We start from the raw sequence: 15,049 nt of genomic DNA on the forward strand, positions 1-15,049 counted from the left end.
CCGGGGGATGTCTCCCTCCAGGTTAATGGACCGGCGCCAGACCCCGCCCCGGTGCTCCGTTCCACCGGAAGCGGCCCCGTGCCGGCCGCGTACCGCCGCCCCCGAACCGGCCCGCGTACCGCCGCCCCCGCACCAGCCCGCGTACCGGCCCGCGAACCGGCCCCTGATCCGGCCCCCGCACCGGCCGGGCACCCCTACCGGCGGCCGCGCACCGGCCCCTCGGGTACCGGTCCTCAGTCCCGGACGCTCCAGCCGCTCGCCCGGAGCGCCACGGTGAGCGGCGTCACCGCGCCCGGCGCGACCGACAGCTGGACGAAGCCCACCTGCTGCCCCGACGAGTGCTCGATGACGACGTCCTCGATGTTGACCCCGGCGGCGCCGACCTCGCCGAAGAGCCGGCCCAGCTCGCCGGGCTGGTCGCCGAGGACCACCGCCACCGTCTCGTACCGGGTCGGCGGCGCACCGTGCTTGCCGGGGATCCGCGACTGGCCGGCGTTGCCCCGGCGCATCACGGTCTCGATCCCGGCGGCGCCCGCTCGGCGCTCGCCCTCCTCGGTGGCCTGCAGCGAGCGCAGGGCGGCGACGGTCTCGCCGAGGTCGACGGCGACCTCCTCCAGGATGTCGGCGACCGCGCCGGCGTTGGCGGAGAGGATGTCCACCCACATGCCCGGGTTGGAGGCCGCGATCCTGGTGACGTCCCGAACACCCTGGCCGGAGAGCCTTATGGCCGTCTCGTCGGCCTTCTCCAGCCGGGCCGCGACCAGCGAGGAGACCAGCTGCGGGGCGTGCGAGACCAGGGCGACGGCCCGGTCGTGCGCGGCGGCGTCCATCACGATCGGCATCGCGCCGCAGAGGGCGACCAGCTCCAGGACGGCGTTGAGCGTCTCGGTGTCGGTGTCGGCGGTGGGGGTGAGCACCCAGGGCCGGCCCTCGAACAGGTCGGCGCGCGCGGCCAGCGGGCCCGAGCGCTCGCGGCCGGCCATCGGGTGGCTGCCGATGTAGTGGACGGTGTCGCAGCCCAGCGCGGCCACCTCGGCCCTGGGCCCGTCCTTGACGCTGGCCACGTCGGTGTACCAGCGCGCCAGTCCGCGCCGCTGGCAGTCGGCGAGCACCTTGCCGACCAGGGCGGGCGGCACCGCGATGATCGCGAGGTCCACCGGGCCGTCGGCCGGCTCGGTGGTGCCGGCGCCGAGCGACGCGGCGGTACGGGCCGCGTCCGGGTCGGCGTCCTCCAGATGAACGGTCAGCCCGCGTCCGGTCAGGGCGAGGGCGGCGGAGGTGCCGATGAGTCCGGTACCGACGACGGCGGCAGTGCGCATGGCGGGGTGGCTCTCCTCAAGGGGCTGGCCTGGACGTGCCCGCCCATCCTCTCGCATCCCCACCACCCCCGCGGCCACAGTCCACCCCCGCCGACCGCAACCGCGCGGCCACCGGCTCCGTCCCCCCTGACGCGACACCACGCGCACCACATCGCACGCGCACCGCACCGCACCACACCACATCGCACGCGCACCGCACCGCACCGCACCGCACCGCACCGCGAACACGACACACCGCGACCACAGGACACCGCACCACGCACCGCACCAGCACGCACGCACCGCACACGCGCGGACACACACCGCCGCACACGCACGCCGTACACGCCGAGCACGGGCGAAATCCGAGGACGCCCGCGCCGATGCGAGGCAGACTGACCGCCCAGGGGGCGGCAGCGCGCCGTCGGCGCGAGCGGCGCGAACGAAGGGGTAGGCCGGGTGGACGACCAGCACAGGGCAGACGACGAACAGCAGTCCGACCGAACCGCGGTACCGGCCCATCCGTCGGAGCTCGACTCCGTCGTGGTCCACGCCGTCGGCGCGGTCTGCCGCCGGCGCGCCCGGGTGGCCCTGCCGCCCGGCGGGCGACTGCGGCTGACCGGGCTGCCGCAGGTGCTCGACGGGCGGTCGCTGCGGGCCCGGGTGCTCTCCGGCCCGCCCGGCACCGCCGTCACCGAGGCCCGCCTCGAACCGGTCGCCGAACTCCGCTCCCTCGACGAACTCCCCGAGCTCCACAGCCGGTTGAAGGCCGCCCGGGAACACGAGTCCGCCGTCCGCGAGCGGCAGCGCCTGGTCCTCGACACCATCGCGGAGACGACCGCGCTGCGCGCCGTCCCGCCGGCCCGCCGCCGGGACGAACCGCTCCGCCGCACGCCCGCCGACGCCTGGCTGGAGCTGGCCGAGTTCGTCGACGAGCGGCTCACCCGGCTCCACCTCCGCGCCGACGAGCTGGCCGAGGAGCTCGAACGGGCCGAGCACGCGACCGAGACGCTCGCCGACCGGCTGGCGCGTTCGTCCACCGCCGGACCGGCCCGGCCGGTCGAGACCTCCGCGACCGTCCTGCTCACCCTCACCGCTCCCGCGCCCGCGAACTCCCGGCCCGAGGACACCGCACCCGCACCCGCCCCCGAGATCGACATCGAACTCGAGTACGGCGTCCCCGCCGCCCGCTGGGTGCCCGCCTACCGGCTCTCCTACCAGCAGGGCTCCGACACCGGCCGGCTGGTCCTGCGCGCCTCCGTCGCCCAGCGGACCGGCGAGGACTGGACCGGCGTCCGCCTCGCCCTCTCCACCGCCGACCTGGAGCGGCGCACCGACCTGCCGAAGCTGCGCTCGCTGCGGATCGGCCGCAGCCAGCCCGCCCCGCCGCCCTCCGGCTGGCGCGAGCCCCCGGCCGGGCTGAGCGACCTCTTCACCGGCTACGACGCGGTGGGTCCCCGCCCCGAGCCCCGCCGTAGCGGACCGGCCCTCGTCGGGGCCGCCGCCCCGCTCCCGCGCCCCGTACCGCCCCCCGCCCCGATGGCACCGGGCGGCGCACCCCTGGCGGGCGGCACCCGCGGCGGCGTCCAGGCCTTCGAGGCGCCCGCCCCGTCCCTCGGCTTCGCCGGCTACGGCGGGCCGCCGCCCGCGCACCCCGGCGCCCCGCAGCCCGGTGCCCCGCTGCCCCCGCCGGCGGCCGCCGCGGCCCCCGCGCCGCTCGGCCGCCGGGATCGCTCCGCGCGCCGCTCCGCCGCGGGCGGGGCGGCCGAGGCCGCGTTCGCCGACGAGTTCGGCGCCGCCGCGGCCCCGCCCGCGCCCCCGGCTCCCCCCGCCCCGGGCGCCACGCTGCTCGACTACCCCACGCTCGTCCTGGCCGGCCCCGACGAGCCCGCCGCCCGCCGGGGCACCCTCCACCCCACGGCCCCGACCCGCCCGACCTTCACCGGCTCCACCCTGAGCGGCCTGCCGCTCCCCCGCCACGCCGTACCGCCGCGCGCCTCGGCCGGCTCCTTCGACCACCGCTTCGACGCCGCCGCCCCCGCCGACATCCCGTCCGACGGCACCTGGCACACGGTCACGATCGGCGAGATCCCGGTCACCGTCCGGCCCGAGTACGTCACCGTCCCCTCCGTCGAGGAGAAGGTGTACGGGACGCTGGTCCTGGCCAACGGGACGGCCCACGCCGTGCTGGCCGGTCCGGTCGAGGTCACCGTCGACGACGAGTTCCTGCTCACCGCCGCCCTGCCCACCCTCGCGCCGGGCGGGACGTGCCGGCTCGGCACCGGCGTGACCGAGAGCGTCGAGGTCGCGCGCCGCACCGAGCTGCACGAGTCCACCACGGGCATGCTGAACACCAGCACCGTGCTCGACCACCGGGTGCACGTGGGGCTCGCGAACCGGCTCGGGCACGCCGTCACCGTGGAGGTCCGCGAGCGTGTGCCGGTCACCCCGGACAGCGAGATCCGGATCGAGGAACGGGCCGACTGGCACGCGCCCGCCGTCCCCTCCCCGGAGTGCCCGCCGAGCAGCCGGCTCTGGCGGGTCGAACTGCCGCCGGGCGGGCGGGCCGAACTCGACGGCGGGTACCAGATCAGAATCCCGGCCGGAAAGGCCATCGTCGGTGGAAACCGGAGGAACTGAACGATGAGCAGCGACACCATCCCCCTCCCGGTCACCGCCGTCACCTGCCTGGAGGACCGCAGCCAGGTCGAGCGCGCCGTGACCGTCGACCTCGCCGCGGGCGTCCAGCGGCTGCGCCTCGGCCCGATCACCGCGCTCGCCGTCGACCGGACCCTGCGGGCCGAAGCCACCGGCCTCGCCCCCGCCGACGCCGAGTCGCCCAGGATGGCGGGCCCCCGCGTCCTGGACGCCCGGATCGTCCGCGCCTGGACCCCGCGCGCCCCGCTGGCGCCCGGTCCGGACGACTCCGCGCTGCGCCACCGCGTCCACGAGCTCGACGTGCGGGCCCGCCAGGAGGACCAGCTGCGCCACCGCCTGGAGGCCCGGCTGGCCCTGCTCGCCCAGCTCTCCGCCGACCTGCTCCGCGAGGTCGGCGAGGGCGCCGGCGCCGGCGAGGTCGAACGGGCCCGCTGGGCCCGCGAGCTGGACCGGGTGGACACCGAGCGCGAGCGGTACGGCGAGGAGCTGCGGGCCGCCCACTCCCGGCTGCGCGACCTGGAGGTCGAGCGCTCAGAGGCCCGGACGGCCCTCGACGAGGCCGAGGAGGCGCCCGCCGAGCTGGTCGCCCACCTGGACCTCACCGTCGAGGCGGCCGCCGCAGGACCCGCCCGGCTGACCGTCAGCCACCTGGTGCCGTGCGCGGTCTGGCGGCCCTCGTACCGGGCCACCCTCGCCGAGGGGTCGCTCCACCTGGAGTCCGAGGCGGTGGTCTGGCAGCGCACCGGCGAGGACTGGACGGGCGCCCGGCTCACCTTCTCCACCGCCCGCTCGGCACTGGCCACCGCACCGCCCGCGATCAGCGAGGACGTGCTGGCCCTGCGCGAGCGCAGCGCCGAGGAGCGGCGCACGGTCGAGGTCGAACTGCGCGAGGAGACGATCAGCACCCTCGGCCCGTCCGAGGCCGTGCCGGGGGTGGACGACGGCGGCGAGGTCCGGATCCTGCGGGCCCCCACGCCGGCCACCGTGCCCTCGGACGGCCGGGCGCACCGGGTGCCGCTGGGCTCCTTCACCGCGCCCGCCACCGGCGAGTACGCCTGCGCCCCGGAGCTGTCGCCGCTGGTGACCCAGGTGGTCCGGTTCCGCAACGCGGCCGGGCACGCGCTGCTCGCCGGCCCGGTGGAACTGATCCGCGGCAGCGGCTTCACCGGCCGCGGCGAGCTGCCCTTCACCGCCGCGGGCGCCGAGGCGGAGCTGGCGTTCGGCAGCTCGGACGGCTACCGGGTGGTCCGGGAGACCGACGAACGGCAGGGCACCGCGGGGCTCACCCAGCGCTCGGTGACCACCCGGACGGTCCGGCTGCACATCTCGCGCTTCTCGGGCCCGGAGGAGCGGGACGAGCAGCTTGTCACGGTGCGTGAGCGGGTACCGGTCTCCGAGGTCTCGGCAGTCGAGGTGCGGCTGCGCAAGGAGGAGTGCTCCCCGGCTCCGGACGCCTTCGACACCGAGGGCATCGTCCGCTGGGACCTCCCGCTCGGCCCGGGCGCCCGCCGAACGGTGACGCTGGTGTACGAGATCTCCGCCTCCGCGAAGGTGGCGGGCCTGTGACCCCACTGCCTGTAACCCCACTGCCTGCGACATCACTGCCTGCGACACCATCACCTGTGACACCGGCGCCTCTGGCCCCCTCACCCGTGACCCCACCACCTGTGACACCGGCGCCCGAACCCGGTCGGCCGCGCCCTCGCCGTGACGACCGTTCAGGTACAACAGGAACATGATCCTGCACCTCGCCCCCCTCGACGACTGGCTGGCCGACCCCGGCCGGCCGTACGCCACCGCCTCGCTGCTCACCGACGGGTTCATCCACTGCTCGGCGGACGAGCGGACGGCGCTCGCGGTGGCCAACGCCTTCTACGCCGACACTCCCGGTCCGCTGATGGTGCTGCTGATCGAGGAGTCGCTGGTGGAACCGATGGTGAAGTGGGAGGCCCCGAACGGCGCACCGCCGCCCGGAGCCACCCCCGGTGTGCTGTTCCCGCACATCTACGGGCGACTGAACCGGTCCGCCGTGGTCGGCCTGGAGAAGGTCGAGCGCGGCCCGGACGGCCACTGGGCGAACCTCACGCCCTGGAGCTGAACCGCCACCGGCCGGGCTACAGCCAGCCCCGCTCCCGGGCCGCCATTCCGGCCTGGAAGCGGGTGGTGGCGCCCAGCTCGCGCATCAGGCTCTGCAGCCGGCGCTGGGTGGTCCGGGCGCTCCAGCCGAGCGAGCGGGCGATCGACTCGTCGGTGAGGCCGGCCGCCAGCAGGCCGAGCAGCTTGCGGTGGTCGGCCTCCGGCTCCAGCGCGCCCTCGGCGGCGCCGATCGCGGACTGGAGCTGGACCGCCCGTTCCCACTCCGCCTCGAACAGCGTGTCCAGGGCCTGGAGCAGCGCCGACGGGTGGATCACGTAGGCCGCGTCGAGGACGCTGTCACCCACGCTGATCGGGATGATGGCCATCCGGTCGTCCGACATGATCATCTTCATCGGCAGCACCGGCCGGACCCTCGCCTCCTCGCCGTCCGCGACGCCGGCCAGGATGTTCTTCTCCAGCCGGCCGGGCCAGGCGACCGCCTCCCGGTCGTAGATGGTCCGGAACCGCAGCCCTTCCCGCATCCGCTCGCGCTGCAGCGGGATGTTGGCGACCGGGTCCTGGATGTACGGGGGGCAGTCGAAGCCGCGGACCTGGTACTGGCTGGTCTCGGTGATGTGCTCCAGCCGCTGGGCGATCGCCTCGCCGCCGGTCAACACCTCGACCGAGTGCGCCGGGTCGGTGTAGCGCGAGGCCTCCCGGAAGGCGTCCATCAGCCGGTGCATCTCGGCCCTGGCGTGCCGCAGCTCGGACTCGCGATGGCCGATCAGCGTGCCGATCGCGACATCGGGCGCCACCGGGAGGAAGCGGTGGCGGTCCACCGGCGCCCTGGTCGCCATGCCCTGCTGTGCCAATCGGTCCAGCGCGCGGACGCTCTGCTGGAGTGTCAGACCGCAGCAGGTCGCGAGGTCCTCCGCGGTGGACTGCGGGTTGGCCACCAGCGCCGCGTAGACCTGACCGTCCGGCGCGGCCAGTCCCAGTGTGCTGAGTGGTGCATCGGACACGACGCCGCTCCCCCGTCTCGACTCCCGCCCGCGCCCCCGGTGGCGCAGTCCCGCCACTCGGCGGGTCGTGGTCAGGTGGCAATCTTCGGCCACGGATCATCGCGCTGACAAGGCGATGACCAGGCGATGCGTCCTTGCTCACAGCAGGACCCGCCGAACAGCAGGAGGGCCTCCCCGCCACTCGACGGGGAGACCCTCCCGAAACACCCGAATATGTAGACCGGTCTACCGACGCAGTCCCGCTCGCGCGGATTATGCAGACCGGTCTACAGACACGCTCCGCGAATATGTCGGTCGGTCTACAGAACCGGCCCCCGATTATGCAGACCGGTCCACAGAAACGCCCCCAACTATGCAGACCGGTCTACAGAGATCGCCAGAATATGTCGACCGGTCTACAGAGGAACCCCTCTAGCGACCGGTCCACAGATTCCTACAGGCCGACCTCGCGCATCAGCTGACCGACCTCGGGGTTGGTCAGACGACGCAGCCAGCCGGACTTCTGGTCGCCCAGCGCGATCGGGCCGAAGTGCGTGCGCACCAGCTTCTCGACCGGGAAGCCGGCCTCGGACAGCATCCGGCGGACGATGTGCTTGCGACCCTCGTGCAGGGTCACCTCGACCATGTAGTTCTTGCCGACGTTGGAGATCACCTTGAAGCTGTCGGCCCGGGCGAAGCCGTCCTCCAGCTCGATGCCCTTGGCGAGCTGCTTGCCCAGGTCACGCGGGATCGGTCCCTGGATCGCGGCCAGGTAGGTCTTGGTCACGCCGTACCGCGGGTGGGTGAGGCGGTGGGCCAGCTCGCCGTGGTTGGTGAGCAGGATGATGCCCTCGGTCTCGGTGTCCAGACGACCGACGTGGAAGAGCCTGGTCTCCCGGTTGGTCACGTAGTCACCGAGGCACTGGCGACCGTCCGGGTCCTCCATGGTGGAGACCACGCCGGCCGGCTTGTTCAGCGCGAAGAACAGGTACGACTGGGTGGCGACGGTCAGGCCGTCCACCTTGATCTCGTCGTTCTGCGGGTCGACCCGCTTGCCCTGCTCGGTGACGCGCTTGCCGTTGACCTCGACCCGGCCCTGCTCGATGAGCTCCTCGCAGGCCCGGCGGCTGCCGATGCCGGCCCGGGCCAGCACCTTCTGCAGGCGCTCGCCCTCGGGCTCGCCGGCGGTCTTCGGCAGGTTCACGGCCGGCTTGTCGTGCCGGGCCAGAACGGCGTCCTCGATCTTGGCCTGCAGCTCGCGCGAGCGCTGCGGCTGACGGCGCGGGTCGCCCGGGGCGCCCTGGCCCTCACGGCGCGGCCGCGGTGCCGGGTTGGGACGGCGCCCGGAGTAGCCGCCGCGGGCCGGCGTGGCGTTGGGGCCGCCGCCGAACTCGGGGCGGTCGTAGCGCCGCTCCTCGGGCCGCAGCGGGCGGTCCAGGAAGCCGCGGTCGTCGCGCCGGTCGTCCCGGCGGTCGTCACGCCGACCGTAGGAACCGGACCCGCCGCGCGGCGCGCCGGAGCCGCCGCCGTAGGACCCGCCACGCGCCGAGCCGGACCCGCCGCCGTAGGACCCACCGCGCGACGAGCCGGAGCCGCCGCCGTACGAACCGCCGCGCGAGGAGCCGGCGCCACCACCGTACGAGCCGCCGCCCGACGAACCGCCGCGCGAACCCGAACCGTACGAACCGGACCCACCGCGGGAGCCCGAGCCATCGCCGTAGGACCCACCACTCGACGAGCCGCCGCGCGAACCCGAACCGTACGAACCGGACCCGCCCCGCGAGGAGCCGGAGCCACCGCCGTAGGAACCCCCGCCGTACGAACCGCCGCCCTGCGAGCCGCCGCCGGACGAGCCCCCGCGCGGAGCGCCCGATCCGCCACGGCCCGCGCCGCCCCCGTGGGAGCCGCCGCCGCTCCGGCCCCCGCCCTGTCCGCCGCGACCGCCGCCGCCGCCGCTGCTGTTCCTGCCGTTGCCACTGCTACGCATCAAAGTGTCCGTACGTCGTTCCGTCTGGGATTGGGCTGTGCGGTCGTTTCGGCCGACCTCACCGCCCCCCTATCGATCGAGCGGAGCCCGATCGGCTTCGCCACTGCCGTCCGCAGCCTGCGCGGCAGCGGCGGCGACCGCCTCCGCGATCATCGTGCCCTCCAGGGACTCCGCTTCCACGTCGTCGACCTCGGGCAGGAAGGGAGCGAGTTCCGGCAGCTCATCCAGGCCGCGGAGCCCCATCCGTTCCAGGAAGTAGTTCGTCGTCCGATACAGGATCGCACCTGTTTCGGGCTCGGATCCGGCCTCTTCCACCAGTCCTCGCTGTACCAGGGTACGCATCACGCCGTCACAGTTCACACCACGGACGGCTGAGACCCGTGATCTGGACACCGGCTGCCGGTAGGCGACGACCGCCAGAGTCTCCAGCGCGGCCTGGGTCAGCCGGGCCTGCTGGCCGTCCAGGACGAAGCGGTCGACGGCCGCCGCGCAGTCGGCCCGGGTGTAGAACCGCCACCCGCCGGCGACCAGCCGCAGGTCGAAGCCCCGGCCCTGGGCGGTGTACTCGGCGGACAGCTCACGCAGCGCCGACGCCACCTCCTCCCGCGACCGTTCGAGGACGGACGCCAGGTGGGCCTCCCGGGCGGGCTCGTCGACGACCATCAGAATCGCCTCCAGCTCCGCCCTCAGCCCGGGCCGGTCCGCCGCCTCCAACCCGACGGGCCCGGACGCGGGCGCCGCAGGCGCTGGCGCAGGAGCTGGTGCAGGCGCAGGCGGCGCAGGCACAGGCACAGGCGGCGCGGACACCCGCCCGCCTCCCCCCGCACCGCAAGTCGACGGGGCCGACTTCTGGTGCACCACCAGGGCCTCGGACGCCACCGGACCGGGCTCGACCCCCCGCGCCCCACCAGGAGCCGATCCACCAGGAGCAGCGAAAGCACCAGGAGTCACGGGAACCACGGGCGCGGCAGCGACCTCCCCCTCCCCGGCCGCCGCCTCCCCGACCACCCCCGGCGCCGGCTCCAGCCACTCCTGGGCCCTCGGCTGCCCCGGCACGCCGAGCGGACGCCGCACCCGCCGCTTCCCGCCGTCCGCCCCAGTCGTCATCGCTCCTCCTTCTGCTCACCGGCCGGCCGGTCGAACTCGTCCGTCACCTCGACCACACCCCGGTCCTCCTCGGCCACCCAGCGCACCAGCAGCTCGCCCAAGGCCTCGGGCTGCTCGAAGGCGAGCACCCGCTCCCGGTACAGCTCCAGCAGGGCCAGGAAGCGGGCGACCACCACCAGGGTGTCCGGCGCGTCGGCGACCAGCTGCTGGAAGGACGCCTCGCCCAGCTCGGTGAGCAGCCCGACCACCAGCCCGGCCTGTTCCCGCACGCTGACCGGCGGACTGTGGATGTGGTCGACGTAGACGACCGGCTCCGGCCTGGGCGCCATCGTCCGCGCCGCCAGCTGCGCGAACCGCTCCGTGCCGATGCTGATCACGACCTCGGGGAGCAGCTGCGCGTGGTGGGGCTCCAGTCCGACGGTCCGGGGGCGCCGGAGCAGTTCGGCGGCCCAGCGGTCGCCGAACAGGGCCGCCGCGCGCTTGTAGGCCCGGTACTGCAGCAGCCGGGCGAAGAGCAGGTCGCGCGCCTCCAGCAGGGCGAGGTCCTCCTCGTCCTCGACCTCGGCGGCTGGCAGCAGGCGGGCGGCCTTGAGATCGAGGAGCGTCGCGGCGACCACCAGGAACTCGGTCGCGGCGTCCAGGTCCCAGTTCGCGCCCATGGCCCGGATGTGTGCCATGAAGTCGTCGGTGACGGTGGCCAGCGCCACCTCCGTGACGTCCAGCTTGTGCTTGGCGATCAGGCTCAGCAGCAGGTCGAAGGGGCCCTCGAAGTTCTCCAGCCGCACCCGGAAGCCACCGCCGGGCGAACCGGCGGCCGTCCCCGGCCCGTCTGCCGCAGCCGACCCCTCTGCCGTACCCGGATCGGTCCCCGCAGCGACGCGAACGCCCGCGTCGACGGTCTCACCGGGCCTGACGGACCCCTTGGCCCCACCCGACCCGCCAACCCCGAGGAACGCATCGGATCCGGCGGTCCCATCGGCAGCGACGGACCCGGCGGCGGGCGATTCGGGGGTGCTCGGCATAACGGTCCATCTTCACCCGGCGGCCGCCGCCCGCCCCGCGCCGGGGCCGCCGACACGCCGCACGCACCGCCGGGCGCCGCCGGTCACCGGTACAACGCCGGACCACCGGCCCAGCGCCCCCCCAGAGGCATCACGAGCCCACCAGCACCACCGGCACCACAAGCGCCGCAAGGCGCCCCGCAGGCCTCAGCGCCCGCGCAGCCGCCGCACCAGGATGCTCGCCTCGCCGCGCTGCTCCAGATCGGCCAGCACGACCGCGATCGCCTCCCGGACGATCCGGCCGCGGTCCACCGCCAGCCCGTGCTCACCGCGGAGCACCAGCCGGGTGTGTTCGAGGTCCATCAGTTCCTCGGCGGACACGTACACGGTGATCTTCTCGTCGTGCCGCTCCCGCCCGGTGGGGCGGCGCGGTGCCCGTCCACGCGGCCTGGGGCGCCCTGTGGCGCCCGCCTGGTCCTCGGTGGCACCCGCGTGCTGGCGCGGCGCCGGAGCGGCGCCACGGCCGCCCTGAGCCGTCTTACCGGCCTGCGCGGCACCCGCCGCGCCCCCGGCCGTACTGCCCGCCGCGCCGGACTGCCCGATGCCCTGGGCCCCGCCCGGCTGGGCGGGGGCCGGCACCGAGGCGCCGCCCGCCGAGTGGTGCTCGCGCGGCCGACCGGCCTCGCCGCCGTTCGCGGCGCCTCCGGTCGCACGACCCGCGGCACCGCCGGTGCCGTCGTCGGCGCCCTCGGCACCGTCCGGGCCGGCACCGTTGACGGCCCGCGCGGTCTCCGGTCTGGGCGCCTCGGCGGCCGGACGCGGCGCGAGGGACGGCGACAGCGCCATCCCGCCGGTGGTCCGGAACAGCTCGTCGGCACCCGGGAGACTCACTCGGCGGGGCGGCACCGGTCGAGCACCTCCCTGGCGAGCTGGCGGTAGGCGGCGGCACCGACCGAGTTGGTCGCGTACGTCGTGATCGGCTCACCGGCGACGGTGGTCTCCGGGAAGCGCACGGTCCGCCCGATGACGGTGTGGAAGACGTGCTCGCCGAACGCCTCGACGACCCGGGCCAGCACCTCACGGCTGTGCACGGTGCGCGAGTCGTACATGGTGGCCAGGATGCCGTCCAGGCGCAGCTCGGGGTTGAGCCGCTCGCAGACCTTCTCGATCGTCTCGGTCAGCAGCGCGACACCGCGCAGCGCGAAGAACTCGCACTCCAGCGGAACGATGACGCTGTGAGCGGCCGTCAGGGCATTGACCGTCAGCAGGCCCAGCGAGGGCTGGCAGTCGATGATGACGAAGTCGTAGTCGGGCAGCAGCGGCTTCAGGGCGCGCGCCAGCGCGGACTCCCGGGCCACCTCGCTGACCAGCTGCACCTCGGCGGCGGAGAGGTCGATGTTGGAGGGCAGCAGGTCCATGCCGGGCACCGCGGTCTTCAGCAGCACCTCATCGGCCGTCAGGCCGCGCTCCATCAGCAGGTTGTAGACGGTGACGTCGAGTTCCATCGGGTTGACGCCGAGACCGACCGAGAGCGCGCCCTGCGGGTCGAAGTCCACGAGCAGCACCCGGCGGCCGTACTCGGCCAGCGCCGCGCCCAGGTTGATGGTCGACGTGGTCTTGCCGACGCCGCCCTTCTGGTTGCACATCGCGATGATCTGCGCGGGGCCGTGCTCGGCCACCGGTGCGGGGATCGGGAAGTACGGCAGCGGACGGCCGGTCGGGCCGACCCGCTCGCGCCGCTGGCGCGCGGCGTCGGGGGCCAGCGTGGCGGCGTACTCCGGGTCCGGCTCGTACTCGGCGTCCGGGTCGTCGTAGGCGCCGTAGGCGAACTCGCCGTGGGCCAGGCCGTGGGCCGGCAGGTCGACGTCGTAGTCGGTCACCGTGGTCACCTGTGCTGTGTTCTGTCGTGCTTCGAAAGTGCGGAGTGCGACCGAGCCGACCTCGGCCGAGCCCACGGTGGCCTGCCGGGCCCCGGACTCCTCACTCGGCTGGACGGCGGTGTGCTCCGCCAGTCCTGGCTGACCACCCCCGGGAGCAAATGTCGACTCATTCACAAGTCGTCTTACCTCCTTGGGCATCCAGGACTCTATGTCGATTCGTCAGCGTGGCAGCATGCCGACGGTTTGCGACTCTAGGCCGTTCAAGGCGTTCGCAGCAACACAATCCACGGTAGTGGGCAGGATGTGTCGACTATCGGGCAACCCTCTGTCAAGGGATGCGCGGGCCCTTGACCCTAACGTTTCTGCGGTCGGGTGACACGACCCACAGAAATTGACGACAGAGCGACCCGCCCACATCGCCCCCGTTCACGCGTCCGGATCGGCGCCACTCACCCACCCCGACCACCCCCGTTCACGCGTCCGCGTCGGCACCGTTCACCCGCCCCCGTGGACGCCGCCCACCCGCCCGCCTCGGCGCCGTTCGCGGGCATGGCGAAGCCCCCGATCCGAGGACCTCCGGCCCGCTGGCGGACGAGGAGGAAGGGTCGGGGGCCTACGGGCCGTCCCACCGGGAACGGCCCAGGTCGGAGCGGTCCGCGCCGGCGTGGCGCGGACCGTCCCGGACCGGGGGGAACCCGAGATCAGGCGAGCACGCTCTCCAGGGAGACGGACTCCAGGCCGAAGGCCTCGGCGACGGCGCCGAAGGTGATCTGGCCCTCGTGCACGTTCAGGCCCTTGGCCAGCGCCGGGTCACGGCGCAGCGCGTCCTTCCAGCCGCGGTTGGCCAGCTCCACGATGTAGGGCAGCGTGGCGTTGGTCAGCGCGTAGGTGGAGGTGTTCGGGACGGCGCCCGGCATGTTGGCCACGCAGTAGAAGACCGAGTTGTGGACCTGGAAGGTCGGCTCGGCGTGCGTGGTGGCGTGCGAGTCCTCGAAGCAGCCGCCCTGGTCGATGGCGATGTCGACGAGCACGGAGCCCGGCTTCATACGGGAGACCAGCTCGTTGGTGACGAGCTTCGGGGCCTTGGCGCCCGGGATCAGCACGGCGCCGATCACCAGGTCGGCCTCCAGGACGGCCTTCTCCAGCTCGAAGGCGTTGGAGGCGATGGCCTTGATCTTGGTGCCGAAGACCTTGTCGGCCTCGCGCAGCTTGTTGATGTCGCGGTCGAGCAGGGTCACCTCGTAACCCATGCCGATGGCGATGGTGGCCGCGTGCCAGCCGGAGACGCCACCGCCGATGACGACGGCCTTGGCCGGGTGGGTGCCGGGCACGCCACCGGGCAGCACGCCGCGGCCGCCGGCCGGGCGCATCAGGTGGTACGAGCCGACCTGCGGGGCCAGCCGGCCCGCGACCTCGGACATCGGCGCGAGCAGCGGCAGGGCGCCGTTGGCGAGCTGCACGGTCTCGTACGCGATCGCGGTGGTGCCGGACGCGACCAGCGCGTCGGTGCCGGCGCGGTCGGCCGCCAGGTGCAGGTACGTGAAGACGGTCTGGCCCTTGCGCAGACGGTGGTACTCCTGGGCGATGGGCTCCTTGACCTTCAGCAGCAGGTCGGCGGTGGCCCACACCTCGTCGGCGGTGGGGAGGATGGTGGCGCCGGCGGCCACGTACTCCTCGTTGGGGATCGAGGAGCCGAGACCGGCGTTGTCCTCGATGTAGACCTCGTGCCCGTTGCGGACGAGCTCATGCACGCCGGCGGGCGTGATGGCCACGCGGTACTCGTGGTTCTTGACCTCGCGGGGGATGCCGACCTTCACGGCTAAACACGTCCTCTTGCCATGGGGGTCCCTACCGGAGAAGACCGGCGGGCGACGCGCACGTGGGGAAGCCTCCGGACGACACCGGGGCATGGATCGCTGCGCGACTGAGTTCGAGTGTAATGAAGCCCAGGCGGCGTGTCAGCCTTCCAAAGCGAACAAATCTGCCGGACACATTGGCAGGTTCGTAGGCTTCCCCAGCGATCTTCCCGCCAAAGCAATGC

At 74.0% G+C, this 15,049-nt stretch carries 11 protein-coding genes; 3 read left to right on the plus strand and 8 right to left on the minus strand.

The genetic code is table 11. The features are described from left to right. Positions 1 to 233: 233 nt before the first annotated feature. Positions 234 to 1,319 carry a prephenate dehydrogenase gene (locus tag ABZ497_RS24260; protein ID WP_329490179.1) on the minus strand — a complete coding sequence of 362 codons (1,086 nt, stop codon included), beginning with the start codon at positions 1,317 to 1,319 and terminating at the stop codon, positions 234 to 236. 438 nt (positions 1,320 to 1,757) lie between these two features. Here ABZ497_RS24260 and ABZ497_RS24265 point away from each other — a divergent pair, with 438 nt between their 5' ends. The 3 genes from ABZ497_RS24265 to ABZ497_RS24275 all read left to right on the plus strand — a co-directional run bounded on the left by ABZ497_RS24265 (position 1,758) and on the right by ABZ497_RS24275 (position 6,054). Then, positions 1,758 to 3,938 (plus strand): DUF4139 domain-containing protein, encoded by a 2,181-nt coding sequence (locus ABZ497_RS24265; protein ID WP_359808205.1) that lies wholly within the window; start codon positions 1,758 to 1,760, stop codon positions 3,936 to 3,938. 3 nt (positions 3,939 to 3,941) lie between these two features. Beyond that, entirely contained in the window at positions 3,942 to 5,522 is a 1,581-nt protein-coding gene (locus ABZ497_RS24270; protein ID WP_359808207.1) for a mucoidy inhibitor MuiA family protein, read from the plus strand. A gap of 169 nt (positions 5,523 to 5,691) precedes the next feature. Then, complete coding sequence (locus ABZ497_RS24275) at positions 5,692 to 6,054, plus strand: DUF952 domain-containing protein (RefSeq protein ID WP_329490176.1); 363 nt, start codon at positions 5,692 to 5,694, stop codon at positions 6,052 to 6,054. Positions 6,055 to 6,070: 16 nt separating this feature from the next. Here ABZ497_RS24275 and ABZ497_RS24280 read toward each other — a convergent pair whose 3' ends face one another. The 7 genes from ABZ497_RS24280 to ald all read right to left on the minus strand — a co-directional run bounded on the left by ABZ497_RS24280 (position 6,071) and on the right by ald (position 14,825). After that, a complete protein-coding gene (locus ABZ497_RS24280; protein ID WP_329490175.1) occupies positions 6,071 to 7,054 on the minus strand; it encodes a helix-turn-helix domain-containing protein in 984 nt (327 codons plus the stop codon). 433 nt (positions 7,055 to 7,487) lie between these two features. After that, on the minus strand, positions 7,488 to 9,020 hold the full coding sequence (locus tag ABZ497_RS24285; protein WP_359808209.1) for a pseudouridine synthase: 1,533 nt from the start codon (positions 9,018 to 9,020) through the stop codon (positions 7,488 to 7,490). A gap of 69 nt (positions 9,021 to 9,089) precedes the next feature. Further along, positions 9,090 to 9,734, minus strand: coding sequence for an SMC-Scp complex subunit ScpB (gene scpB / locus ABZ497_RS24290; protein ID WP_359808211.1), 645 nt, complete (start codon positions 9,732 to 9,734; stop codon positions 9,090 to 9,092). 389 nt (positions 9,735 to 10,123) lie between these two features. Further along, positions 10,124 to 11,149: a segregation/condensation protein A gene (locus tag ABZ497_RS24295; protein WP_359808213.1), complete on the minus strand. Its 1,026-nt coding sequence runs from the start codon at positions 11,147 to 11,149 to the stop codon at positions 10,124 to 10,126. 186 nt (positions 11,150 to 11,335) lie between these two features. Continuing rightward, positions 11,336 to 12,019 (minus strand): hypothetical protein, encoded by a 684-nt coding sequence (locus tag ABZ497_RS24300; RefSeq protein WP_352296123.1) that lies wholly within the window; start codon positions 12,017 to 12,019, stop codon positions 11,336 to 11,338. Beyond that, a complete protein-coding gene (locus ABZ497_RS24305) occupies positions 12,016 to 13,182 on the minus strand; it encodes a ParA family protein (protein ID WP_359808215.1) in 1,167 nt (388 codons plus the stop codon). The genes ABZ497_RS24300 and ABZ497_RS24305 overlap by 4 nt, the downstream gene beginning before the upstream one ends. Before the next feature lie 527 nt (positions 13,183 to 13,709). Beyond that, positions 13,710 to 14,825, minus strand: a complete 1,116-nt coding sequence (gene ald, locus ABZ497_RS24310; RefSeq protein WP_329490170.1) for an alanine dehydrogenase — start codon at positions 14,823 to 14,825, stop codon at positions 13,710 to 13,712. Positions 14,826 to 15,049 lie beyond the last annotated feature (224 nt).

The sequence above is a fragment of the Kitasatospora sp. NPDC005751 genome (assembly GCF_040630835.1).
In the GTDB taxonomy this organism is placed as follows: domain Bacteria; phylum Actinomycetota; class Actinomycetes; order Streptomycetales; family Streptomycetaceae; genus Kitasatospora.

Bases quoted from the DNA above. Each gene is read 5' to 3' on its own strand.
- ABZ497_RS24285 (WP_359808209.1), bottom strand. From the start codon at position 9,020: ATGCGTAGCAGTGGCAACGGCAGGAACAGCAGCGGCGGCGGCGGCGGT.
- ABZ497_RS24270 (WP_359808207.1), top strand. From the start codon at position 3,942: ATGAGCAGCGACACCATCCCCCTCCCGGTCACCGCCGTCACCTGCCTG.
- ABZ497_RS24275 (WP_329490176.1), top strand. From the start codon at position 5,692: ATGATCCTGCACCTCGCCCCCCTCGACGACTGGCTGGCCGACCCCGGC.
- ABZ497_RS24260 (WP_329490179.1), bottom strand. From the start codon at position 1,319: ATGCGCACTGCCGCCGTCGTCGGTACCGGACTCATCGGCACCTCCGCC.
- ABZ497_RS24295 (WP_359808213.1), bottom strand. From the start codon at position 11,149: ATGCCGAGCACCCCCGAATCGCCCGCCGCCGGGTCCGTCGCTGCCGAT.